The following is a 23,452-nucleotide window of genomic DNA, read 5'->3' as shown; positions in this document are numbered from 1 at the left end:
ACGTCACCGTCGCGTTTCTGTCGCGTCATTGGAGCGGCCCTTCGCATGTCGACATCCTCTACCGACACCGCATCCCCACTTCCCATCCTGGATGCGTTGCCACTGTTTCCCCTCAACACGGTCCTGTTCCCCGATGGCCGCCTGCCGCTGCGCGTCTTCGAAAAGCGCTACGTGGACATGGTGCGCAACTGCATGCGGGACGGCACACCGTTCGGCGTCTGCCTGATTGCCAGCGGCGAAGAGGTTGCGCGTCCCGGCCACGCCACCACGCCCGAAGAGATCGGCTGCCTGGCCGAGATCGTCGACTGCAACGTGGAGCAACTTGGTGTGCTGCTCATCGAGACACGCGGGCGGCAACGCTTCCGTGTGCTGTCCCACACCACGCGTGACGACGGACTGGTAGTGGCCGAGGCCGAAGTGCTCCCCGCCGATGTCATCGACTGCAAGCTCGAACTGCTGGGCGAATGCCTGTCGGCACTACGCAGAATCGTGTCCTCGCTGCACACCGAGCAGCCCGATAAGTCGAAGCTGCCTTTCTCCGAACCGTATCTGTGGGATGACCCGAGCTGGGTCGCGAACCGTCTATGCGAACTGCTGCCGGTGCCCCTCAAGGCCAAGCAGATGCTGATGGCGCTGCCCGACGCGGGCATACGCATCGAGATCGTGCATCGCTATATGCGGCAGCATCACATCGTCTGACTCCGAGGGCAGTGCTCAGAACAGTCCGATACGCGCCTGATCGTCGAGCAGCTTTCGCACTGGCGCCGGCGTGCCCAGCGCGTCCAGATCGTCGAGCGACAGCCAGCGGCTACTGGCATCGCCCTTCCAGTCCGTTCCTTCCATATCGATGCGAATCGCGCGAATCAGCAATCGAAAGTGCGTGAAGACGTGCGTGAGCTCGCCTCCGAGCCAGGCACGCTCCGGTTTTCCATACTGGCGCGCCATGTCGAGTGCGGCGTCTTCGGCGGCTTCGGCATCGAAAGGCACGGACTCCACGGCCATCTCCGGCAGGCTCCACAGGCCGCCCCAGATGCCACTGTCGGGGCGCAGTGTCACCAGCACGTCGCGCCCATTTCGCACGATCAGCATGACAGTGCTGCGCTCTGGAATCGCCGCACGCGGTTTGGGCGTAGGCAGCACGGCCGTCAGGTTATCGCGGCGCGCCACGCAGTCCGCAGCCAACGGGCATGCCGAGGCATCGGTCACGCAGGCGGGCTTACCGCGCGAGCACAGTGTGGCACCGAGATCCATCACGCCTTGCGTGTAGGCCACCATGTCCTCGGCCTGCTGCGGACCAGCCGGCGGCAAGGCCTGTTCTGCCAGCGCCCACATGCGCGTCTCGATGGCGCGCTCGCCCGGATAGCCGTGGATACCGAACACGCGCGCAAAGACGCGCTTCACATTGCCGTCGAGAATCGGCGAACGAACACCCGCGCTGAACGCAGCAATTGCCGCCGCAGTGGAGCGTCCGATGCCCGGCAACGTGACGAGCACGGCCGGATCGGTCGGGAAGACACCACCATGCTCGTCGACCACAGCCTTCGCGCAACGATGCAGGTTGCGCGCGCGCGAGTAGTAGCCCAGGCCAGCCCATAACGCCATCACCTGATCCGCCGGTGCCGAAGCCAGATCGGCCACGGTAGGCAGTGCGGCGAGGAAGCGCTGGAAATACTCGATCACGGCCGCCACCTGCGTCTGCTGCAGCATGATCTCGGACAGCCAGATGCGATAGGGGTCGCGGGTGTTCTGCCACGGCAGGTCGTGTCGCCCATGCTGGCGCTGCCAGTTCACCACACGCATGCCGAAATCCGGCGGAACGGTGATGTCCCGGACAACGGCTTCAGGAGCGGGGACGGAGGCGCGAGCAGCGGCGGACTTGCGGGGCATTGCGGGGTATCTTGGAATGAAAAAAGCGCCGCTCCGAGGCGGCGCCACATGATACATCGGGGGCAGCGCGCCCCCTGTCGATTCGACTGCAAGCCCTACGCCGCTTTCACTTCTGCTTCAAGCTGCGGTGTGATCATCTTGCGCGCATACAATTCGATCTTCCCGCTGCGCTCGTCCAGGCCATTGAGCACTTCCTCGAGTTCCGCGATGCGGCTTTCGAGCGTGTCGGTGGCTTCGTGAATCCGTTCGATCGAATCCACGCGGCGGCGCAGTTGCTTCTGGTGCTCGCGCACCTGCGCTTCGAGCGGCGTCATTACGGACTTGAGCCAGATCTCGATATCGCGGTTCAGATCGCGGAAATTCTCCAGCACGCGGCTGGCCATCGTCGCGAACGCGTTCTGCACCAGTTGCGGCCGCGAACGCGTGAGCATGCTGACCGTGCCGAAGTGCGCATTGACCAGCGCCAGCGTTTCCTGCAGCTCGTTGGTGTAGCGCGAGGTCACGAATTGCATCGGCGAAGGCAGCGTGAAGCCATGCTCGGCGTTGAAGCGCCGGTACATGCTCTCCACGAGTTGATGCAGCCCCGCAATCTTCTGGTCGGCATCTTCGATCAGGCCGATCAACTGGCCGAACAGCCCTTCCATGTCTTCGCGCAGGCCGCGCGAGAAGAAGCGCTCCTTCATCTGTTCGCGCTTGTCGCGCATCGTGCGGCGCACGTCGCGCAGTTGCAGGCTCTTGATGATGTCCGCGCTATGGCGGCCGAACACCAGACGCAGCGCCTGGAACTTGGCGATGCTCTGCTCGAATTCTTCCTTCTCGCCCTGCACGCGCAGCAGCATGTGCTTGACCATCGCGTGGTTCTTGCCACGCAGCCCGCGCAGTTCGAACAACTGCTCGACGATATCGCGGCGGCGACTTTGCAGCAGTTGCTGCGCACCGCGCGACATATCTTGCACCAGCCGGTGCACCTGGTCCGAAACAATCTCCCGGCGTTGCGGAATGAGCTGGTCGCTCAGCACGCTTTCGAACTGCATCAGGTTGCTGCGTACGAGCATGGCCGGGTCGTTCGTGACCTTGGCCACCAGCCCCTTCTGGGCGGACACCGGATACACGCGGCGTTCCTCGATCCCCAGCGTCTGCGCCGTGGACCGAACCTGTCGCGCGATTTCGCCAGCGATTTCCGGCGACGACTTCAGCGGGTCCCACAGCCCGTCGATCTTGTTGAGCACGGCCAGGCAGCCGCGACGATGGCCAGCCCCCACATGCGAACGCCACAGGGCAAGGTCGCTCTTGGTCACGCCGGCATCGGCGGCCAGCACGAACACCACGACGTGGGCATCGGGAATCAGCCGCAGCGTCAGTTCCGGCTCGGTGCCGATCGCGTTCAGACCCGGTGTGTCGAGGATGACCAGACCCTGGCGCAGCAGCGGATGCGGAAAATTGATCACCGCGTGGCGCCAGCGCGAGACCTCGACCATGCCATCGGCATCCACCGCATACGCGGCGTCGGGATCGTTCTCGTTGTAAAGGCCCAGCGATTCCGCCATGGCCGGCGTCACGCGCGTGGTTTCCACCACGTGCTGGAACGCGGCGAGCATGCCTTCCGGCGACGACGGATCGAGCGGCACCGAGGTCCAGTGCGAATTCGCCGAGCCCGGCTCCATGAAGTCGGCCGTGGAAGCGTCCTGCAGGCGCGTCTCGATGGGCAGCAGGCGGATGCATGGCTGCTCGTTCTCGTCGTAGCGCAACTCGGTCGGGCACATCGTCGTGCGCCCGGCCGAAGACGGCAAGATGCGGCGGCCGTAGTCGGCAAAGAAGATCGCGTTGATCAGTTCGCTCTTGCCGCGCGAAAACTCGGCAATGAACGCGACCTTGAGCCGGTCGCTCTTGAGCACGCTCTGGATGCGCTGCGCACGGTCTTCCGTGGTGGCGTCGTGCAGATCGTATTGCTGCAACCAGGACTGGAATTCCGCGAGTGACTGAAGGACCCCGGTTCTCCAGGCGCCGTATTGTTCGAATTGATGGGCGAGGCTCGTCATGGAGTGATCGCTGTTCGGCTGGATTATGGTTTTGGGCGCTACCTGTTCACGCCTGGGACCGGGCTGCCCGCTGACCCTGCGGACCCGATGTCAGGCGCCGCGCCTATCCCCCACGAGGTGGGGATAACGGCGCTTTTTGTAACTTTTTATGTCTGCGCACACGATACAGGGTTCTTATCGAAATTTGTTGAATTCGAGTCTCTTCCAGCCTTCCTGTTACGCGAAGTGTTGCGCCGGCCCATCGGCACGCCGACGATGCCTTATCTGGCCTCAGACGCCACTCAACGCTGGCACGTCGGACAATAGAACGAGGACCGCTGTCCCTGCACGATCTGGCGGATCGGGGTGCCGCAAACTCGACATGGCTCCCCTGCCCTGTCGTAGACAAAACAATCGAGCTGGAAGTAGCCGGTGCTGCCGTCGCTATGCACGAAATCGCGCAGCGTACTGCCGCCGCGCGCGATGGCTTCCGTCAAGGTTTCGCGGACGGCCACGGCAAGCTTTTCGTAGCGCGCCAGACTGATCCGGCCGGCCGGCGTGGTGGGACGAATGCCCGCGCGGAACAGGCTCTCCGAGCAATAGATGTTGCCCACCCCAACCACGATCTCGCCGGCAAGCAGTGCCTGTTTGATCGCCACGCTACGGCCACGCGTGAGCCGGTACATCCAGGCGCCATCGAAACGCGGATCGAACGGTTCGATACCCAGCCGGCGCAGCAAGGGATGTTCGGAAAGGGCGGATTCGGCAAGCGGCGTCCAGATGATGGCGCCGAATCGTCGGGGATCTCGGAAGCGAAGGACGACATCGGCCTCGGCGCCTGGACTGGCACCGGGCGACGCGGACAGCACCAGATCGAGGTGGTCATGCGCACCGGCTGCCGGCGGATCGGTATAGACACGCAGCGTGCCGGTCATGCCCAGATGCACCAGCAGCCAACCCGCGACGTCCGTGTCAGTCGTGTCGACCGGTTCAGGCGTTTCGGGCACACACTCCAGCAGCAGGTATTTGCCCCGGCGTTCGATACGGCGCACCACGCGTCCGGTCAGCCGGCTTTCGAGTTCGGGTTCCACCGGCCAGCGCAAGCCGCGATGGCGCACTGTTACCTCGGTGATGCGACGGCCCACCACATGGGGTAGCAACCCCTGCCGCGTGACCTCGACTTCTGGCAATTCTGGCATCTCGCCCGTGTCTCCCAACCGGCATCCCGAGCGGCTTTCGAGCGGACATCCGCAGATCCGTCGAACCTCCGCCCCGGTTTCGCGCTCCAAGCACGCAGGGAGTTTCCTGCATGACTGCACGTTTGTGCGGGTTCCCATACGCAGCGACCATTGGCCGCCAGCAGCGCATTGTACCGGCAGGCTACAATGCCTCCATCCATCCCTACGCCCCCGTGCGCCGGAGCTTTGTTTCATGCCGGACCAAATCTTGTCCACTCAGGCCATGCGCCCGGAATCCTCGACGATGAACGCTTCTGCCGCCCTCGGTCCGACGGGTTCGCCCGCGGGCCGCTTCCGTCGCCATGCTCGCGCCCTGGGCGTAGCCGCGTGTCTGGCGTTCGCATCGCTTGCTCATGCCGCACCGGCCACGCTGGCTCAGAACGACGACGAGGCGATCGACATCCCCGCGCCGGCCACCGCACGGTCTGCCCGCACGCCGCTGCCCAATGTGCCGCTGACAGCGGATATTCTCTATCGCGTGCTGGCTGCCGAGATTTCGCTGCAGCGCGGGCTGGTGGGTCCGTCGTACCGCACGTACATGGATCTCGCACGTGAAACGCGCGATCCGCGCCTGGCGCAGCGCGCCACGGAAATTGCCTTTAATGCACGGGCTTCTCAACAGGCCCTTGACGCCGCGCGGCTCTGGACCGAACTCGCGCCGAAGTCACCTGCAGCGCGGCAGGTTCTGTCCACGCTGCTCGTGCTCAGTGCCCGTTGGGAAGAAGCCGAGCCGCTGCTAAGCCAGCAACTGGCACTCGCACCTGCCAACCATCGCGGCGAAGCCATCCTGCTGCTGCAGCAGCAGATGTCGCGCACGAGCGATCCCGCCGGCGCCGTGGGCGTGCTCCAGCGCATCACCGCCAGCGATACCAAGCTCGCCGAGACGCATCTGGCGTTGGCACGGGCGCGTGAAGCCGCGGGCGACAGCCCGGGCGCGCTGACCGAACTCGACCAGGCGCTGCGCATCAAGCCAGACCTCGAAGCCGCGGCACTGATGTCCGCAGAACTGCAGGCGGAGGCCGCGACCGACAAGTCCATCGAGGTGCTGAAGCGCTTCCTGGCCAAGTCTCCGTCGTCGGTCAACGGTCACATCACGCTGGCGCGCCTCTATCTGCAGAAGAACGACATGGAGGCCGCGCGCACCCAGTTCGAGGTCTTGCGCAAGGTAGCGCCGAACGATCCCCGTGTACCGCTGGCACTCGGCCTGACCAGCCTGCAGGCGCGCAGTTATGACGAAGCCGAGCGCTATCTGAAGGAATACCTGCAGATGGCCGAGAAGTCGCCGGCGGCCAACCCGGACGTCGCGTACCAGTACCTGGCCCAGATCGCAGAGGAAAAGAAGGACTACGCCACCGCCATCACCTGGCTGGACCGCATCGACGACAGCCGCCTGGCCACGGCAGCGCAGGCCAAGCGCGGCCAGTTGCTCTCGCGCATGGGCCGGTTCGACGATTCCCAGGCCGTTTTCGGCGAACTGCTGGCCGATGCCGAGGACATCCCGGACCCGGCCCAGCGCGCCCAGCGCATCACGGCCATCCGCCAGGCGGAAGTGGCCGCCATGCTCGACGGCAAGGCATACGACCGCGCGCGCAAGGTGCTCGACGAACGCGTCAAGGCCGAGCCGGACAATGCCGACTGGATTTATGAACTGGCCATGCTCGACGAGCGCGAGAAACGCTACGACCACATGGAAGCCCGCCTGCGCCGCGTGATCGCGCTGCAGCCGGAACAGAAGCAGGGCTACAACGCGCTGGGCTACTCGCTGGCCGATCGCAACGAGCGCCTGCCCGAGGCGCGCAAGCTGCTGGAACGTGCGACCGAACTCGGCCCCGACGATCCCTACATCATGGACAGCCTCGGCTGGGTCAAGTACCGACAGGGCGAATTGCAACCCGCGGCCGATCTGCTGCGCACCGCGTATGCCAAGGCACCCGAGGCGGAGATCGGCGCGCATCTGGGCGAGGTGCTCTGGCACCTGGGCCAGCACGAAGAAGCGCGCAAGACCTGGAACGAGGCGGCCAAGGTGGAGCCTGACAACCAGACGCTGATCGAGACGCTGCGCCGGTACAACCAGAACATGCTGCTATCCCGTTGATCCGCATTGCGTATCATGCCAACGCCCGGGCCCCGCGCCCGGGCGCTGCATTCTGAAGCTGCCACGCGCTGCGCCTTTCATCGCCAACCGTTTCTTCCATGAAGATCTTCCGATCCCGACGCCTGGCCCTGCTCGGCCTGGCTGCTCCGCTATTCCTGGCTGCATGCGCCAGCGTCACGCCTACGCGAGGCTTCGACACCGGCGAGACCGCCAGTGCCCAGCAGTACACGGGCCGATTTGCCGCCAACTACACGCGCTATGGCCGCGAAGAAGGCGTGCAGGGCAGCTTCCGCTGGGAAGAACAGGGGCGCAACGTGCGGCTCGACCTGATTTCGCCACTCGGCCAGACCCTGGCCGTGGTCACGAGCACGCCGTCCGGCGCCACGCTCGACCTGCCCAATGAAAAGCCGCGCAACGCCCCGGAAGTGGACACCCTGATGGAACAGGCACTGGGCTTCTCCTTGCCCGTGGCCGGCATGCGTGACTGGCTGCACGGCCGGCCCGCCCCGGGCTCGACATCGAACATCACGCGCGATGCCGGCGGCCGCCCTGACACCCTGAAGCAGAACGGCTGGACCGTGCGCTACCTGGCATGGCAGGAAGCCGCCGCCACGCAGCCGCGCCGTATCGACATGGCGCGCGACAGCAACGAATCGCCGCTGTCGGTGCGGCTCGTGATCGACCCGGAGGCAAAGCAATGAGCACCATCACCACTACCCTGCCCCTGGCAGACCTGCGCGACTGCCCTGCGCCCGCCAAGCTCAACCTGTTCCTGCATGTCACGGGACGCCGCCCAGACGGCTATCACACGCTGCAGACGGTGTTCCAGTTGATCGACTGGTCGGACACCCTGCATTTTCACCGCCGCGACGATGGCGCGATTGTTCGTACCACGGACATTCCCGGCGTGCCAGCCGACACTGACCTGGTGGTCCGTGCAGCCCGCGCACTCCAGCAGGCCACTGGCACGCAATTCGGTGCCGATATCGCCATCGACAAGATCCTGCCGATGGGCGGCGGCATTGGCGGCGGCTCGTCCGACGCGGCCACCACGCTGCTGGCGCTGGACCACCTCTGGGGCACGCGCGTACCGCGCGAGGAACTGATGCGCATTGGCCTGGGGCTGGGCGCGGACGTGCCCGTCTTCGTATTCGGTCAGAACGCCTTTGCCGAGGGCGTGGGCGAGGAACTGACTCCGGTCGACCTGCCCGAGAGTTGGTTCGTGGTCATCCATCCGCGCCAGCACGTACCCACTGCAGCAATATTTTCGGACGAACGCTTGACAAGGAATTCTCCGATCTCTATAGTTGCGGACTTCGCTGCTTGCACAAACAAATTCGCTTTCGGTCGCAACGACTTGCAAGCGATAGCAACAGCGAAGTTCGGCGAAGTTGCCCGAGCCCTTGAATGGCTGAGACACTACAGTCCGCATGCAAGGATGACCGGTTCCGGAGCCTGCGTATTTGCCCGTTTCGAAGACGAGCAAGCAGCGCAGAGAGTGATGGAAAGGTTGCCGTCCGAATGGGATGGCAGGGTTGTGAAAAGTTTGTCACAGCACCCGCTCGCAAGGTTCGTCTAGCGGTTTTTGCTTGGCGCAGTACGGAACTAAAGTTTTGTGCAGCGACAGGCGATAAAGGTTGTGTAGGGGAGTCGCCAAGTCGGTTAAGGCACCGGATTTTGATTCCGGCATACGAGGGTTCGAATCCTTCCTCCCCTGCCATTACTTCCTATAGTGTTTGCGACTAGCAAACATTCGCTATCGGAAATTTCTGATAGCGCAAAGCTCCCCCAGCAGCAAGACAGGTGCCCCGAATGAGCGTCGAAGGCTTGATGGTATTTACCGGCAACGCCAACCCCAAACTCGCGGAGGCTGTTGTACAGCACCTCGGCATTCCTCTGGGCAAGGCGCTGGTCGGCCGTTTCTCCGACGGTGAAGTCCAGTGCGAAATCCAGGAAAACGTTCGCGGCAAGCACGTCATCGTGCTGCAGTCCACCTGCGCGCCGACCAACGACAATCTCATGGAACTGATGGTGATGGTCGATGCGCTCAAGCGCGCGTCGGCACGTAGCATCACTGCAGCGATGCCCTATTTTGGTTACGCACGCCAGGACCGCCGTCCGCGTTCGGCACGCGTCGCCATCTCGGCCAAGATCGTGGCCAACATGCTGGAAGTGGCGGGTGTGGAACGGGTTCTGACGATGGACCTGCACGCCGACCAGATCCAGGGCTTCTTCGATATTCCCGTCGACAACATCTACGCTTCGCCGGTCCTGCTGGGCGACCTGCGCGAGAAGGACTACGGCGACCTGCTGGTTGTCTCGCCCGACGTCGGCGGTGTGGTGCGCGCTCGCGCGCTGGCCAAGCAGCTCGACTGCGACCTGGCCATCATCGACAAGCGCCGCCCCAAGGCCAACGTTTCCGAGGTGATGAACATCATCGGTGAAGTGGCTGGCCGCAACTGCGTGATCATGGACGACATGATCGATACCGGTGGCACGCTGTGCAAGGCCGCGCAGGTGCTCAAGGAACGTGGTGCACTGAAGGTTTTTGCGTATTGCACGCACCCGGTGCTGTCCGGCGGCGCTGCTGCCCGCATCGCCGCGTCGGAACTCGACGAAGTGGTGGTATGCGACACGATTCCGCTGTCCGACGAAGCCCGCCAGTCCGGCAAGATCCGCCAGGTATCGACTGCCCCGCTGCTGGCCGAGACCTTCACGCGTATCGTCAAGGGCGACTCGATCATGTCGCTGTTCGCGGATCACTGATCTGGCGAGCCAGCGTCGGTCCGGCGCGATGTCGCCGGATTCCTGCTAGAATTTTGGGCTTTACCGCATTGGCTGCCTTCAGGCGGCCAATGTGATTCAAACGGTACGGTATTTTCATCGTGCCGTCAGTCGAGGCTGTCTGGTCGCGGACAGCCTTCTTCACATCTGGAGTTGAACATGAAAGTAGTAGCTTTCGATCGTAGCGTACAGGGTACGGGTGCGAGCCGCCGCCTGCGCAATTCGGGCAAGACGCCCGGCATCATCTACGGCGGCGCCGCCGAACCGAAGATGATCGAACTGGACCACAACGCCCTGTGGCACGCCCTGAAGAAGGAAGCGTTCCACTCGTCGATCCTGGACCTGGAAGTGGCTGGCAAGACCGAAAAGGCCCTGCTGCGCGCATTCCAGATGCACCCGTTCAAGCCGATGGTCCTGCACGTTGACTTCCAGCGCGTGTCGGCTTCGGAAAAGATCCACGTCAAGGTGCCCCTGCACTTCATGAACCAGGAAACCGCTCCTGGCGTGAAGCTGGGCCACGGCATCGTGAACCACATCATCAATGACCTGGAAGTGTCGTGCCTGCCGGCCGACCTGCCCGAGTTCATCGAAGTGGACCTGGCCGCAGTGGAACTGAACCAGACGCTGCACCTGTCGGACCTGAAGCTGCCGAAGGGCGTGACCGCCATCACCCACGGTGATGACAACCCGGCCGTGGCAAGCATCTCGCTGCCGGCTGGTGCACAGTCCGCCGAAGCTGGCGACGCTGCCGCAGGCGACACCCCGGCTGCCTAAGCTGCCTGTGTTTCCGAAGGAAACCGCCGGTTCGCCGGCGGTTTTTTTTCGTGCGCAGTTTTCGCGTATCCTTTCACGCCTGCTTTCCGCTTTCTTGCACGCATGATCAAGCTCATCGTCGGCCTCGGTAATCCCGGGGCGGAATACGAAGCCACCCGCCACAACGCGGGCTTCTGGTTCGTGGACCAGCTCGCCCGCATGGGCAGCACCACCCTGCGCGTGGAAGGCCGTTTCCACGGCCTGGCGGGCCGCGCCCGGCTCTGGGACCAGGACGTCTGGCTGCTCAAGCCATCCACGTTCATGAACCGCTCCGGCCAGTCCGTGGTGGCACTCGCTCGCTTCTACAAGATCCTGCCCGACGAGATCCTGGTCGCCCATGACGAGATGGACCTGCCAGCCGGCTCGGTCAAGCTCAAGAAGGGTGGTGGATCCGGCGGCCATAACGGGCTGAAGGACATTTCGGCCCATCTGACCACGCAGCACTACTGGCGTCTGCGCATCGGCGTGGGACACCCGCGCAATGCGCCGGGTGGCAACGCTGGCGGTCGCGAGGATGTGGTCAACTTTGTGCTCAAGCCGCCGCGCAAGGAAGAGCAGCAAGATATCGACGAAGCGATCGACCGCTGCATTGGACCTATCGGCATTCTCGCGAAGGGCGAGCCAGAAAAGGCGATGATGGAACTGCATACCGGCCGATAGCACCTCGCTCCCGAGGTCCGGACGTAAAAAACCCCGCCAGCCTTGCGGCTGTGCGGGGTTTTTCATTTTCTGCTTTGTGGGGTGGGGGCCGGAACGAAGTGGCCGGATGTGTCTCCGGCTTCAGGTGACGTGCTTGGCGGCGGTCAGCAGCCGGTAGCGTTGCATCAGCACCTCTTGTGACTCGATGCGGTTCGGGTCCTTCGGAATGCAAGCCACAGGGCAGACCTGCTGGCACTGCGGTTCATCGAAATGGCCGACGCACTCGGTACACTTGTTGGGGTCGATCTCATAGATTTCGGGCCCCATCGAGATGGCTTCGTTCGGGCACTCCGGTTCACAAACGTCGCAATTGATGCAGTCGTCGGTGATCAGTAGCGCCATGATGATTCCTTCCAGCGACCCCGCCCATGCCCGACTGGCCACGTCGGCGGGACCGAAGGCGGTATTTTATTCCTCTTTGCCGATTTTCTCGTTAAGCCACCGCTCGACGGAGGGGAAGACGAATTTGCTGACGTCGCCACCGAGCACGGCAATCTCTCGCACGAAGGTGCCGGAGATGAACTGGTACTGGTCCGAAGGCGTCAGGAACATGGTCTCGACGTCCGGCAACAGATAGCGGTTCATGCCGGCCATCTGGAATTCGTACTCGAAGTCCGAGACGGCGCGCAAGCCGCGCACGATCACGCGCGCGTTGTTCTTGCGCACGAAATCCTTGAGCAGGCCCGAGAAGCCCTCGACCCTGACGTTCGGATAATGGCCCAGCACTTCGCGTGCAATGCCGATGCGCTCTTCGAGCGAAAAGAACGGGCGCTTGTTGGGGCTGTGCGCCACGCCGACCACGAGTTCGTCGAAGATATTCGACGCACGACGGACGAGATCCTCGTGTCCCCGGGTCATGGGATCAAAAGTACCGGGATAGACGGCGACGACCATGTTTCCTCCTTGGGGGGTGCCCGTTGGCGGCCTGCCATTGGCGATGGGCCGCTTCTAATACTGTCTAGGCGACGAGCGTTGGACAATCAACAGCGGCGTAGTGTAACCCCAAAATCCAGCAATGGAAGTCCGCCCGACGCGATTTTGCGGCATCGCAGCACACCCGCAAACGCTTGCCCGGCGCGGGAAACCGCCAGGCAGTCATCATACGTCCCGGACTTAGCCAGCGCCGTTGGCGGTGCGATGCTGAAGAAGGTGGAAATGCACGGCGCCCGCCCTGGCATGGCGCACGATCTCCAGCGACGCCGGGATCGGTGCGTCGGCACCAACCAGCGCCTGGTCCGACTCCACATAGACCACTCCACCGGGACGCGTCAGCCGCGCCGCATGTTCCAGCGCGGGGCCGATCCAGTCTTCTGCGAAAGGCGGGTCCAGGAACACCACGTCGAAGCTGGCGGCGGGCATCTGTGCCGCGGCGGTGAACGCATCGCTCTGCACGATCCTGACCTGCGAAGCATCGAGCTTGTACTGGTTGTCACGCAGTTGCTTCGCCACGCGCGGGTTGGATTCGACCAGCGTCACGGCGGCGGCGCCGCGCGATGCCGCCTCGAAACCCAGCGCGCCAGATCCCGCGAACAGATCGAGGCAGGTCACACCGGAGAGATCCTGGCCAAGCCAGTTGAAGAGCGTCTCGCGCACGCGATCAGGTGTCGGGCGCAGTCCTTCGGCTTCGAGTACCGGCAGCAGGGAGCGTTTCCAGCGACCACCGATGATGCGCACCTGGGCAGGTGCCTGGCGGGGAGGCCGGGGGGCAGAAGTTCGCCCGCGCGGTGCGGGCGAAGGTCGGGATGGCGAATTCATGCCGTGATTGTAGAGCCTGCCCGCGCCGAACACCGTGGATCCGCGCTGAGCAGGCGCCTACATCACTTTTCCGGGCCGCCGACGATCACCGTGGCCATTGCGTCCGGATGCACATGGCGCTGGAACGCCGCACGCACCTGTTCGCGCGTGACCTTGTTGATCTGCGCCGTCCAGGTATCGAGATAGTCGAGCGGCAACCCATACCAGCCGATATTCGCCACGTTCGTCAGCAGCTTGCGGTTGCTGTCGATGCGCAGGGGGAAGCCATTGACGAGGTTGTCCTTGGCCGCCTTCAACTCGGCATCGGTCGGTCCCTCTGCCACGTACTTCGCCACGATCTGACGCACCAGCGCCAGTGCCTCGTTCGTGTTTTCCTTCTTGGTCTGCAGCGAGATGCCGAACGGGCCCGGCTGGCGCGACGGCGCGAAATAACTGTCCACGCCGTAGGTGAGTCCGCGCTTCTCGCGCACCTGGTCAGTCAGGCGCGAACTGAAACCGCCGCCGCCGAGCACATAGTTACCGACCAGCAGCGCGAAGTAGTCAGGGTCGCCACGCGCGATGGACGGCTGGCCGAGCACCACGCTGGCTTGCTGGGCCGGGTGCGGAATCCGCTTCTCGCTGGCCGGGATCGTCATCTGCACGTCCGGCATCTTCGGCGGCGTGGCGCCTTCCGGCAGGCCACGCGTCAGGGCCTCGGCAATCTGCTCGGCCTGCTTGCGGTCGATGGCGCCGATCAGCGTCACGACGGCCCGCTTGGCCGTGTAATTGTCGCGCCAGAACTTCAGCAGATCCTCGCGCGTGATCGAGCCGACCGACTCCACCGTCGCCGACACCCCATACGGATGCGCAGGATAGATGGCCTTCGACAGCGTCTTGTCGGCAATCACGCCCGGCCGGCTATCGCCTTCGCGGATCGCCGTGATCAGCCGCTGCTTCTCGCGTGCCACCACGGCATCGGGATAGGTCGGCGCCTTGATCAACTGCCCTGCCAGCCGAAGTGACTGCTCGCGTTCCTGCGTCGCAGTCAGCGTGCGCAGGCCGATGCCGCCACGGTCGCTGCCGGCCGCACCACCAAAATCGGCGCCGGTATCGGCAAAGGCGTCGGCGATCTGCGCCTCGTTCCGGGCGGGCTGGCCGTCCTGGGCATTGCTGCCCTTGTCGAGCAGCGCGGCAGTCAACGTGGCCACACCAGACTTGCCGGGCGGATCATAGCGGCTGCCCGCATCGAAATCGATATTGACGTCGAGCATCGGGATCGACGGACTCGGCACGAAGAACACCTTCGCGCCTGTGGAAGCCGTCCAGTTCTCGATGGGAATGGCCGCCTGGGCAGCCGTACCAGCCAGCAGCGCGGCCGTACCGCATACGGCCGCGGCCATCCGGCGCACCAGACGCGGAGACGCCAGGGTCATGACGGAGAGAGACATCGTCATCGCAATTCCTCAGTGACGCAGGCCCTCGGGGGCAGCGGTCTTGGGCTTGTTGGGATCGATTGGCTGCGGCAGCAGCGTGGCTACCGTCAGGTTGTCGTCATTGAAGTATTTCGCGGCAACGGCCTGCACCTGGGCCGGCGTGACTTCCTTGATCTTGTCGAGCATGCGGTCGATCTGGCGCCAGGAAATGCCGGCGATCTCGGACACGCCGATTTCCATGCCCTGCCCGAACACGGAGTCGCGCTTGTAGATCTGGCCGGCCACCACCTGCGTCTTGACGCGCTTGAGTTCTTCCTCGGACACGCCATTCTTCGCGATCCGCTCGATTTCCTCGCGCAGCGCCTTTTCGATTTCGTCGGTGGTATGGCCGCTGGCCGGTGTGCCGTCCAGGACGAACAGCGACTCGCCCCGGTTGATGCTGTCGTAGCCGACGTTCACGTCATCGGCCAGACGCTTCTCGCGCACCAGTTCGCGCGTCAGCCGCGCGTTGTCGTAGCCGTTCAGTACGGCCGACAGGACTTCCAGCGCGTACGGATCGACATCCTTTTCGACGTCATGCAGGCGCGGCACCTTGTAGGCCATGACCATGTACGGGTTCTCGGCTGGCGCCTTGACCCAGATCCGCTTGATGCCCTTCTGCGGCGCCTCGAGCTGCGTCTTGCGCAGGGGTAGCTCGCGCGGCTTGAGCTTGCCGTAGTAGCGTTCGGCCATCGCCCGCACCTCGGCGGGCTTCACGTCGCCCGTGACCACCAGCAGCGCGTTGTTCGGCACGTACCAGGTCTTGTACCAGTCCTTCACGTCCTCGACGCGCATGTTGACCAGGTCGTCCATCCAGCCGATCACCGGATGCCGGTATGGCATCGACGTATAGACCGTAGCCAGCAGTTGCTCGTACACAGTGCCACGCGGGGAGTCGTCAGTACGCAGCCGGCGCTCCTCCATCACCACCTTCATCTCGCGCTCGAACTCGCTCTTGCTGAAGATGACGTTGGCCATGCGGTCGGCCTCCAGCTCCATCATCTTCGGCAGGTACTGCTTGGCGATCTGCTGGTAATAGAGCGTGAAATCGCGGTTGGTCAGCGCGTTCTCGCGGCCCCCCAGCAGCGCGATCTGCCGCGAGAATTCGCCGATCGGCACCTTGGGCGTGCCCTTGAACATCATGTGTTCGAGCATGTGGGCCACGCCCGTGGTGCCGCTGACCTCGTCGTAGCCGCCCGTGCGGTAGTAGATCTGATGGGCAACCGTCGGCGCGCGATGGTCTTCCTTGACGATGACCCGCATGCCGTTAGACAGCCGGAACTCGGTCGTACCCGCTTCCGACTGACCGACCTGCCCAGCCGTGGCCATGCCCGATGGCGGCCCCTGCGGCGTGGTGGCCCGGGCGGTTTCCCCCTTGGCTTGTGCCCATGCGCCGCCAGCCAGCGGTCCGGCAAGGGCGAAAGCGATCAGCGTGGATAGAATGGGCCGCGAAAACCTGGGCCGGGAAGGCCGGGCGGCGTGGGAAGGCAGCGACTGGATTCGGGCGGCGCCCGGTCCGGACAAGTCAGCGCAATGGTTCATGCGACCCCGTCTGCTAGAATTTTGGCGATTGATTCTACCGGGGTATTGACCCCTTTCCCAATGTTTAGTTTCTGGAAAAAGCGCAAGGCCGAGCCGGCTCCCACGCCTGCCGAGCCGCCGGTGGCGGCGCCTGTCGCCCCTGCGCCTGTCCCCGCCCCCACGCCGGTCCCCGCGCCCGCCCCAATTCCTGCACCGGCCCCCGTGCCGGCGCCAGTGCCCATCCCCGTTCCCGTACCGGTTCCAGTTCCGGTTCCCGCACCTGTACCGTCGCCCGTCCCGGCTCCGGCTCCGGCTCCGGCTCCGGCTCCGGCTCCGGTTCCCGTACCCGTTCCGGTCCCGGTGCCTGCGCAGGTGCCGCCGCCCCCGCCTGCCCCGGTCGCCTACGAGCCCCCCGTGGTCGAAGAACTGGAACTGGTGCCGCCACCAGCGCCCACGGCCGAGGCCAAGCGCGGCTGGATGACGCGCCTGAAGGCCGGACTGTCGAAGACGAGCCGCAACATCGGCGTGCTGTTCGTCGGCGTGAAGGTCGACGAGGCGCTGTTCGAGGAACTGGAAACCGCGCTGCTGATGTCCGATGCCGGCGTGGAAGCCACCGAGTACCTGCTCGACCAACTGCGCCGCCGCATCAAGAATGACCGCATCGAGACCGCCGAGGGCGTCAAGTCGGCGCTCAAGGACCTGCTCGTCCAGGTGCTCAAGCCGCTCGAGAAGACCATGGAGCTGGGCCGCGAGCAGCCGCTGGTGATGATGATTGCCGGCGTCAACGGCGCGGGCAAGACCACCAGCATCGGCAAGCTCTGCAAGCACTTCCAGTCGTACCACCAGTCCGTGCTGCTGGCCGCCGGCGACACGTTCCGCGCCGCTGCGCGCGAGCAACTGACGATCTGGGGCGAGCGCAACAACGTCACCGTGGTGGCGCAGGAAAGCGGCGACCCCGCCGCCGTGATCTTCGACGCCGTGAACGCCGCCCGCGCCCGCAAGATCGACATCGTGATGGCCGACACCGCCGGCCGCCTGCCCACGCAGCTCCACCTGATGGAAGAACTCAAGAAGGTCAAGCGCGTGGTCGGCAAGGCAATGCCCACGGCCCCGCACGAATGCCTGCTCGTGATCGATGCCAACACCGGGCAGAACGCCCTCGCCCAGACCCGCGCCTTCGACGACGCCCTGGGCCTGACCGGCCTGATCGTCACCAAGCTCGACGGCACCGCCAAGGGCGGCATCCTGGTAGCCATCGCCCGCCAGCGCCCCGTGCCGGTGTACTTCATCGGCGTGGGCGAAAAGGTCGAGGATCTGCAGCCGTTCCGCGCGGAGGAATTTGCGGAGGCGTTGCTGGGGTAAGCCAGTTGTATCTTCGCTCCCGCTTCAGACGAGACAAAGCCCCGCGATTGCGGGGCTTTGTCGTTTGCGGTGCTGGTTCCCCTCTCCCATGTAGTGGGAGAGGGGTTGGGGGAGAGGGGTTGGGGGAGAGGGCAGGAGGCTCCGCTTGCCAACCACATCGCAATTTGAACCGCTTGCCCTCACCCCCGCCCCTCTCCCGCCCGCGGGAGAGGGGAGAAAACCGGGAGTTTTCGATTTAGCGCCAACAATCGCCGCTTCTGCTACTGCACTATCGAATTCATATCCACCGGCGGATCGAACGCCGCCGTGTCGTCCGTCCATCCGACCACGCTTCCGCCGCACCAGATGCGGAAATTGATCAAAATTTTCATACCAATCTGGAAAGCGCGGCATCTGGTGTTTTCGGCAACCACGTGCAATGGCTGGTCATCAGCCAGCATGCCTTCGAACCGCTCATAGAGAAGCACCGGCTTTGTCGTGACGCGGCCACCAATGTCGATAACAAATCCGCCGACATAGATACAGATTCCGGCAATGGCGATCACGCCGACGCCCCATTTCGCAAACCTACCAATTACCGGACGCGCCACCTTGATATCTTTGCAGGCAGGGCAAGTGGCAATATTTCCTTCCACCGCGACCTGCTTGCCATGGTGCAAGTCCGGCAGCTCACAAACGGCAATCAGAATGCCGCCTGTGGAGGTCATATCACCATCAAGGAGCGGATATCGGATGTCGCGCACATGTCCTCCTGAGAAACATCGATCGCCCGCAGCATATCGGTGAGCCGAGATAGTGGATTTGTCTTCCCGCAAGACCGAACGCATGCAACAGAACCAACAAAAAAGGCCCGACATTGCGTCAGGCCTTGGAGGATCGGAAGAATCCTAAATCAGCGTCCCTACTCACTATCCGGCTGCACGCCCGGTGTCGCCTTCTGAAACGCATCGAGCGCCATGCACGCGGCATGGATCTTTGCGATCGTCGGGAACGGGGTCAGGTCTACGTTGAACCGTTGCGCGTTGAATACCTGGGGCACCAGACAGAGGTCGACCAGCGTCGGAGAATCGCCAAACGCGTAGCGGCCGACGTGGCCGAGTTGCGAAAGGTTGATTTCCAGCGAAGCAAAGCCCTGTTCGATCCAGTGGCGATACCAGGCGTCCTTGGCTTCCTCTGTCACCTTCAGTTCGTGCTTGAGATACTTCAGCACGCGCAGGTTGTTGAGCGGATGGATTTCGCAGGCGATCTCCTGCGCCAGGCCGCGTACGACCGCGCGGTCGTACGGGTCCTTCGGCAACAGGGCCGGTTCCGGATGGATCTCGTCGAGATACTCGATGATCGCCATCGACTGGATCAGCGGGCGGCCGTCCGCCACGAGTGTCGGCACCACGCCGTCGGCGTTGAGTGCGCGATACTCGGGCTTCAGTTGCATGCCGCCTTCCTTGAGCAGATGCACGCCCTTGTAGTCATAGGGCAGCCCTTTCAGGTTCAGGGCGATGCGCACGCGAAACGAAGCCGAGCTACGGAAGTAGCTGTATAGCTCGAGCATGGCGTCAGACGACCTTGACGGTCATGTCGCCCACGCCTGCGATGTGGCACTGCATGACATCGCCCTTGACCACGGGACCCACGCCTTCGGGCGTGCCGCTGTAGATCAGGTCGCCGGGCTGCAGTTCGAACAGCTTCGACAGGTACGACACCATTTCAGGCACCGACCAGATCAGGTCCGACAAGTCGCCGCGCTGCTTCTCCACACCGTTCACGGACAGCGTGACTTCACCCTTCTCCGGGTGGCCGATGGCCGAAACCGGCACGATCGGGCCGATGGGCGCCGACTTGTCGAACGCCTTGCCCGTTTCCCAGGGACGGCCGGTCTTCTTCGATTCGTTCTGCAGGTCGCGGCGCGTCATGTCCAGACCCAGCGCGTAGCCATACACATGGCTGGCGGCCTGTTCGACGGAGATGTCGCGGCCACCCTTGCCGATTGCCACAACCAGTTCCACTTCGTAGTGGCAGTTGCCGGTGCCCGGCGGATACGGGAACGTACCCTCGGTGCCATCGGCGACGTAGCTGACTGCGTCCGACGGCTTGCAGAAGAAGAACGGCGGTTCGCGATCGGGGTCCGAGCCCATCTCGCGGGCGTGCGCGGCGTAGTTGCGGCCCACGCAATAGACACGGCGCACGGGAAAGCTTGCGTTGCTGCCGCGCACGGGCACACCGACGGGGGCTTGCGGGGCAAATACGAACTCGGTCATCCAGATCTCCAGCTTGTTTCTCTTTTGATGGAACGCCGCGCCGGCGTTTTCGGTGGACACGGCCAGTGTGGCCTCGGCGCGGCAGGGGGAAAGCATACACCCAAGGTGGGACCGCACGCTGCCGGTGCGTTGCACGATTCTGGCGCGGCCATGGCGTGCAGCCACGCGCCGGCGTCGCGCATGGCGATGCACGATTTTTTCCCATTCGCACGATTCGATGGCGACGCACCGCACCGGCCCGGCGCGCCGCGCCTCCGCTCGGTGAAAAGCGCGCGAGGCGCTACCCGTTTGTGCACCGCAACGAGCATGGCACACCGCTTGCGTAGTGCCATGCAACGGCCAACGACGGCCGGGCAGCAAACAGAACATCCACAACTTGCGTGTGTGCGCCTTTCAGATTTCAGCGCGCCACCGGACAACGGCGTCCTGCATTGCAATCCGTTTTTTGCGAGACGGCTGCAGTGGGGACGCTTTTTTTTTCTTTCGGAGCCATCGCGATGCCACCCCGCCCTGAAGCTGCCGCACCTGTCTTGCTCGATCTTCCTTCCAGCCCCACGCGCCGTCGCGTACTGGCTGGCATCGCCGGCGCCAGCGTGATGACGCTGGTAGACCCGCTGGTGCGCAGCGGCGCATGGGCCGCCGGCTCCGATGCCCCGGAGAAGGCCGAGGTGAAAATCGGCTTCATTCCGCTGACGGATTGCGCGTCGGTAGTCATGGCCTCGACGCTGGGCCTCGACAAGAAATACGGCATCAAGATCACGCCGAGCAAGGAAGCCAACTGGGCCAGCGTGCGCGACAAGCTCGTCAACGGCGAGCTCGATGCCGCGCACGTGCTGTACGGACTCATCTACGGCGTGCAACTCGGCATCGGCGGGCCGAAGAAAGACATGGCGGTGCTGATGAACCTGAACCACAACGGACAGGCCATCACGCTCTCGCAAAAGCTGGCCGAGAAGGGCGTGAAGGATGGCGCGAGCCTGAAGGCATTGATGATGAAGGAGAAGCGCGAGTATGTGTTCGCGCAGACCTTCCCCACCGGCACGCACGCGATGTGGCTCTACTACTGGCTGGCCGCCAACGGCATCCATCCGATGCAGGACGCCAAAGCCATCACCGTGCCGCCACCGCAGATGGTGGCCAACATGCGCGTGGGCAACATGGACGGATACTGCGTGGGCGAGCCGTGGGGCGCGCGCGCCATCGCCGACAAGATCGGCTTCACGGCAGAAACCACGCAGGCCATCTGGAAGGATCACCCCGAGAAGGTGCTCGGCACCACGTCGGATTTCGTGCAGAAGCATCCGAACACGGCGCGCGCCATGGTGGCGGCGATTCTCGAAGCGTCGAAGTACATCGATGCCTCCACGTCGAACCGCCGCAAGACCGCCGAGACCATCGCCGCGAAGTCTTACGTCAACACCGACATGGATATCATCCTGGACCGCATGCTGGGCCGCTACAGCAACGGGCTGGGCAAGACGTGGGATGACCCGGATTCGATGAAGTTCTACTCGGATGGCGCCGCGAATTATCCGTTCCTGTCCGATGGCATGTGGTTCCTGACGCAGCACAAGCGCTGGGGCCTGCTCAAGGACCATCCGGACTACCTGGCCGTGGCGAAGAAGGTGAACCGCATCGACATCTACAAGCAAGGCGCAGCCGCCGCGCAGGTGCCGCTGCCGAAGAGCGATTTCCGTACCGCCAAGCTGATCGATGGCGTGACGTGGGACGCCACCAAGGACCCGAAGGCGTATGCCGACGGCTTCAAGATCAAGGCGTCGGCGCTCTGACCGCTCTGACGCCTCTGCCCGGGAGATTGCCGTGAATACCATCGTTCAGACCGCTGCGGAATCCGACATGAAAGAGCACACGCGCCGCCGTGCGCTGGAGATCGCCGCGCAGGAGAAGGAGGCCGCGCGGCGCGAGGCGATCTCCGCATTGACGCTCAAGTGTGTGCCGCCGCTGGTGGGCTTCGTGCTGTTCGTGCTCGTCTGGCACGGCATCGCCACGATGATTCCGTCGCTGCCCACGCCGGGTGCCACATGGAATGCAGCCGTGCCGCTGTTCTCCGATCCGTTCTATCGCAATGGCCCGAACGACCAGGGCATCGGCTGGAACATCCTGGCATCGCTGGCACGCGTGGCAACGGGCTTCGGGCTCGCCGCGGTCATCGGCATTCCGGCTGGCTTCCTGCTCGGACGATTCGCGTTTCTCAATGCGATGGCAGCGCCCGTGATCAGCCTGCTGCGGCCGGTGTCGCCGCTGGCGTGGCTGCCCATCGGACTGCTGCTGTTCAAGGCAGCCAACCCCGCAGCCATCTGGGCGATCTTCATCTGCTCGATCTGGCCGATGATCATCAACACGGCAGTGGGCGTGACGCGCGTGCCGCAGGATTACCTGAACGTGGCGCGTGTGCTCGATCTTTCCGAATGGACGATCTTCCGCCGCGTGCTGTTTCCGGCCGTGCTGCCTTACATGCTCACGGGCGTGCGGCTTTCCATCGGCACCGCGTGGCTCGTGATCGTGGCCGCCGAGATGCTGACGGGCGGCACCGGCATCGGCTTCTGGCTGTGGGACGAGTGGAACAACCTCAAGGTCGAACACATCGTCATCGCCATCTTCATCATCGGCGTGGTGGGCCTGGTGCTGGAGCACCTGCTGCTGGCCCTGGCGCGCCGCTTCAGCTACGGCAATACCTAGGAGCGACGTCATGGAAAAATTCGTCAGCATCGAAGGCGTGGGACAGACCTTCAAGACGCGCAAGGGACCTTTCGTGGCGCTGCGCGATATCGACCTGTCGATTGCCGAAGGCGAGTTCATCACGCTGATCGGCCACTCGGGTTGCGGCAAGTCCACGCTACTGAACCTGATTGCCGGCCTGACCACGCCCACGACCGGCGCACTGATCTGCGCGGGGCGCGAGATCGCGGGGCCCGGCCCGGAGCGCGGCGTGGTATTTCAGAACCACTCGCTGCTGCCCTGGCTGACGTGCTTCGAGAATGTGCTGCTCGGCGTGGACCGCGTGTTCGGGGCCACGGAGAACGCCGCACAACGCAAGGCGCGCACGCACGAGACGCTGGCGCTTGTGGGACTCACTCACGCCGAGGCAAAGTATCCGCATGAAATCTCGGGCGGCATGAAGCAGCGCGTAGGCATTGCCCGCGCGCTCGCCATCCAGCCCAAGGTGTTGCTGATGGACGAGCCGTTCGGTGCGCTCGATGCGCTGACGCGTGCCCATCTGCAGGACGAGTTGATCAAGATCGTCGAACGGACGAAGAGCACTGTGGTCATGGTCACGCACGACGTGGACGAATCCGTGCTGCTGGCCGACCGCATCGTCATGATGACCAACGGCCCGGCAGCGACGATTGGCGAAATCCTGCATGTCGATATCCCGCGCCCGCGCGATCGCGTGGCGCTGGCTGACGACCGCACCTATCACGCCTGCCGTACCGCCGTGCTCGACTTCCTGTACCGCAAGCAGCGCAATCCGGCGCTGCAACAGGCTGCCTGAGCAAACCGTGACGTCATGGTGCAGATCGAGCAGGAATCGTGGGCTATCATGAACGCCACC

General features: G+C 63.9%; 23 protein-coding genes and 1 tRNA gene. 13 read left to right on the top strand and 11 right to left on the bottom strand.

Translation table 11 applies throughout. The annotated features are described in order from the left end of the window. The first annotated feature begins 45 nt into the window (after nt 1–45). Complete coding sequence (locus tag GA566_RS01775) at nt 46–699, top strand: LON peptidase substrate-binding domain-containing protein (RefSeq protein WP_137924050.1); 654 nt, start codon at nt 46–48, stop codon at nt 697–699. A gap of 15 nt (nt 700–714) precedes the next feature. On the opposite strand, the gene mutY is transcribed toward GA566_RS01775, so the two are convergent. Beyond that, nucleotides 715–1,887 (bottom strand): A/G-specific adenine glycosylase, encoded by a 1,173-nt coding sequence (gene mutY, locus GA566_RS01770; protein ID WP_160471366.1) that lies wholly within the window; start codon nt 1,885–1,887, stop codon nt 715–717. Nucleotides 1,888–1,982: 95 nt separating this feature from the next. Beyond that, entirely contained in the window at nt 1,983–3,926 is a 1,944-nt protein-coding gene (locus tag GA566_RS01765) for a dynamin family protein (protein WP_137924048.1), read from the bottom strand. Here GA566_RS01765 and GA566_RS32845 point away from each other — a divergent pair. Continuing rightward, nucleotides 3,897–4,232, top strand: a complete 336-nt coding sequence (locus GA566_RS32845; protein WP_171020335.1) for a hypothetical protein — start codon at nt 3,897–3,899, stop codon at nt 4,230–4,232. The two genes, GA566_RS01765 and GA566_RS32845, sit on opposite strands and share 30 nt — an antisense overlap. Here GA566_RS32845 and mutM read toward each other — a convergent pair. Continuing rightward, nucleotides 4,208–5,104, bottom strand: coding sequence for a bifunctional DNA-formamidopyrimidine glycosylase/DNA-(apurinic or apyrimidinic site) lyase (gene mutM / locus GA566_RS01760; RefSeq protein WP_160471364.1), 897 nt, complete (start codon nt 5,102–5,104; stop codon nt 4,208–4,210). The two genes, GA566_RS32845 and mutM, sit on opposite strands and share 25 nt — an antisense overlap. A gap of 232 nt (nt 5,105–5,336) precedes the next feature. On the opposite strand from mutM, the gene GA566_RS01755 reads away from it, so the two are divergent. The 7 genes from GA566_RS01755 (at nt 5,337) to pth (ending at nt 11,495) form a co-directional block, all read left to right on the top strand. Next, nucleotides 5,337–7,238 carry a tetratricopeptide repeat protein gene (locus GA566_RS01755; protein WP_137924046.1) on the top strand — a complete coding sequence of 634 codons (1,902 nt, stop codon included), beginning with the start codon at nt 5,337–5,339 and terminating at the stop codon, nt 7,236–7,238. Nucleotides 7,239–7,342: 104 nt separating this feature from the next. Next, the gene (lolB, locus tag GA566_RS01750; RefSeq protein ID WP_137924143.1) at nt 7,343–7,939 is read left to right on the top strand and encodes a lipoprotein insertase outer membrane protein LolB; all 597 of its coding nucleotides are present in this window, start codon (nt 7,343–7,345) and stop codon (nt 7,937–7,939) included. Beyond that, nucleotides 7,936–8,817 carry a 4-(cytidine 5'-diphospho)-2-C-methyl-D-erythritol kinase gene (ispE, locus tag GA566_RS01745; RefSeq protein ID WP_160471362.1) on the top strand — a complete coding sequence of 294 codons (882 nt, stop codon included), beginning with the start codon at nt 7,936–7,938 and terminating at the stop codon, nt 8,815–8,817. The genes lolB and ispE overlap by 4 nt, the downstream gene beginning before the upstream one ends. Nucleotides 8,818–8,881: 64 nt before the next feature. Further along, nucleotides 8,882–8,958 (top strand) — tRNA-Gln (locus GA566_RS01740). Between the two features lie 92 nt (nt 8,959–9,050). Further along, nucleotides 9,051–10,004 carry a ribose-phosphate pyrophosphokinase gene (locus GA566_RS01735; RefSeq protein WP_160471359.1) on the top strand — a complete coding sequence of 318 codons (954 nt, stop codon included), beginning with the start codon at nt 9,051–9,053 and terminating at the stop codon, nt 10,002–10,004. Nucleotides 10,005–10,181: 177 nt separating this feature from the next. Next, nucleotides 10,182–10,796: a 50S ribosomal protein L25/general stress protein Ctc gene (locus GA566_RS01730; RefSeq protein WP_137924043.1), complete on the top strand. Its 615-nt coding sequence runs from the start codon at nt 10,182–10,184 to the stop codon at nt 10,794–10,796. Between the two features lie 102 nt (nt 10,797–10,898). Further along, entirely contained in the window at nt 10,899–11,495 is a 597-nt protein-coding gene (pth, locus tag GA566_RS01725) for an aminoacyl-tRNA hydrolase (RefSeq protein WP_160471357.1), read from the top strand. A gap of 120 nt (nt 11,496–11,615) precedes the next feature. Here the strand turns inward: pth and GA566_RS01720 are convergent, their stop codons facing one another. From GA566_RS01720 to GA566_RS01700, 5 genes are all read right to left on the bottom strand, one after another. Further along, nucleotides 11,616–11,876, bottom strand: coding sequence for a YfhL family 4Fe-4S dicluster ferredoxin (locus GA566_RS01720; RefSeq protein WP_137924041.1), 261 nt, complete (start codon nt 11,874–11,876; stop codon nt 11,616–11,618). A 66-nt stretch (nt 11,877–11,942) separates the two neighbouring features. Then, on the bottom strand, nt 11,943–12,428 hold the full coding sequence (coaD, locus tag GA566_RS01715) for a pantetheine-phosphate adenylyltransferase (RefSeq protein WP_130392185.1): 486 nt from the start codon (nt 12,426–12,428) through the stop codon (nt 11,943–11,945). Between the two features lie 219 nt (nt 12,429–12,647). Next, nucleotides 12,648–13,289 carry a 16S rRNA (guanine(966)-N(2))-methyltransferase RsmD gene (gene rsmD / locus GA566_RS01710; RefSeq protein ID WP_171020336.1) on the bottom strand — a complete coding sequence of 214 codons (642 nt, stop codon included), beginning with the start codon at nt 13,287–13,289 and terminating at the stop codon, nt 12,648–12,650. Nucleotides 13,290–13,351: 62 nt separating this feature from the next. Further along, nucleotides 13,352–14,716 (bottom strand): pitrilysin family protein, encoded by a 1,365-nt coding sequence (locus GA566_RS01705; protein WP_160473198.1) that lies wholly within the window; start codon nt 14,714–14,716, stop codon nt 13,352–13,354. 15 nt (nt 14,717–14,731) lie between these two features. After that, entirely contained in the window at nt 14,732–16,282 is a 1,551-nt protein-coding gene (locus GA566_RS01700) for a pitrilysin family protein (protein ID WP_137924039.1), read from the bottom strand. A gap of 60 nt (nt 16,283–16,342) precedes the next feature. Here GA566_RS01700 and ftsY point away from each other — a divergent pair, with 60 nt between their 5' ends. Then, the gene (gene ftsY / locus GA566_RS01695) at nt 16,343–17,623 is read left to right on the top strand and encodes a signal recognition particle-docking protein FtsY (RefSeq protein ID WP_160471355.1); all 1,281 of its coding nucleotides are present in this window, start codon (nt 16,343–16,345) and stop codon (nt 17,621–17,623) included. A 260-nt stretch (nt 17,624–17,883) separates the two neighbouring features. On the opposite strand, the gene GA566_RS01690 is transcribed toward ftsY, so the two are convergent. The 3 genes from GA566_RS01690 to GA566_RS01680 form a co-directional block, all read right to left on the bottom strand. Further along, a complete protein-coding gene (locus tag GA566_RS01690) occupies nt 17,884–18,366 on the bottom strand; it encodes a hypothetical protein (protein WP_160471352.1) in 483 nt (160 codons plus the stop codon). Nucleotides 18,367–18,524: 158 nt separating this feature from the next. Next, complete coding sequence (gene maiA / locus GA566_RS01685) at nt 18,525–19,172, bottom strand: maleylacetoacetate isomerase (RefSeq protein WP_160471350.1); 648 nt, start codon at nt 19,170–19,172, stop codon at nt 18,525–18,527. A gap of 4 nt (nt 19,173–19,176) precedes the next feature. Beyond that, the gene (locus GA566_RS01680) at nt 19,177–19,878 is read right to left on the bottom strand and encodes a fumarylacetoacetate hydrolase family protein (protein ID WP_137925983.1); all 702 of its coding nucleotides are present in this window, start codon (nt 19,876–19,878) and stop codon (nt 19,177–19,179) included. Nucleotides 19,879–20,375: 497 nt separating this feature from the next. Here GA566_RS01680 and GA566_RS01675 point away from each other — a divergent pair, with 497 nt between their 5' ends. The 3 genes from GA566_RS01675 to GA566_RS01665 all read left to right on the top strand — a co-directional run bounded on the left by GA566_RS01675 (nt 20,376) and on the right by GA566_RS01665 (nt 23,392). Continuing rightward, a complete protein-coding gene (locus GA566_RS01675) occupies nt 20,376–21,668 on the top strand; it encodes a CmpA/NrtA family ABC transporter substrate-binding protein (protein WP_160471348.1) in 1,293 nt (430 codons plus the stop codon). 67 nt (nt 21,669–21,735) lie between these two features. Next, the gene (gene ntrB / locus GA566_RS01670) at nt 21,736–22,578 is read left to right on the top strand and encodes a nitrate ABC transporter permease (RefSeq protein WP_202126724.1); all 843 of its coding nucleotides are present in this window, start codon (nt 21,736–21,738) and stop codon (nt 22,576–22,578) included. 10 nt (nt 22,579–22,588) lie between these two features. Continuing rightward, on the top strand, nt 22,589–23,392 hold the full coding sequence (locus tag GA566_RS01665) for an ABC transporter ATP-binding protein (protein WP_160471345.1): 804 nt from the start codon (nt 22,589–22,591) through the stop codon (nt 23,390–23,392). Nucleotides 23,393–23,452: the final 60 nt, after the last annotated feature.

Source organism: Cupriavidus sp. SW-Y-13, assembly GCF_009793345.1.
Classification (GTDB): Bacteria; Pseudomonadota; Gammaproteobacteria; order Burkholderiales; family Burkholderiaceae; genus Cupriavidus.
This window is presented reverse-complemented; position numbering and strand designations above follow the sequence as displayed.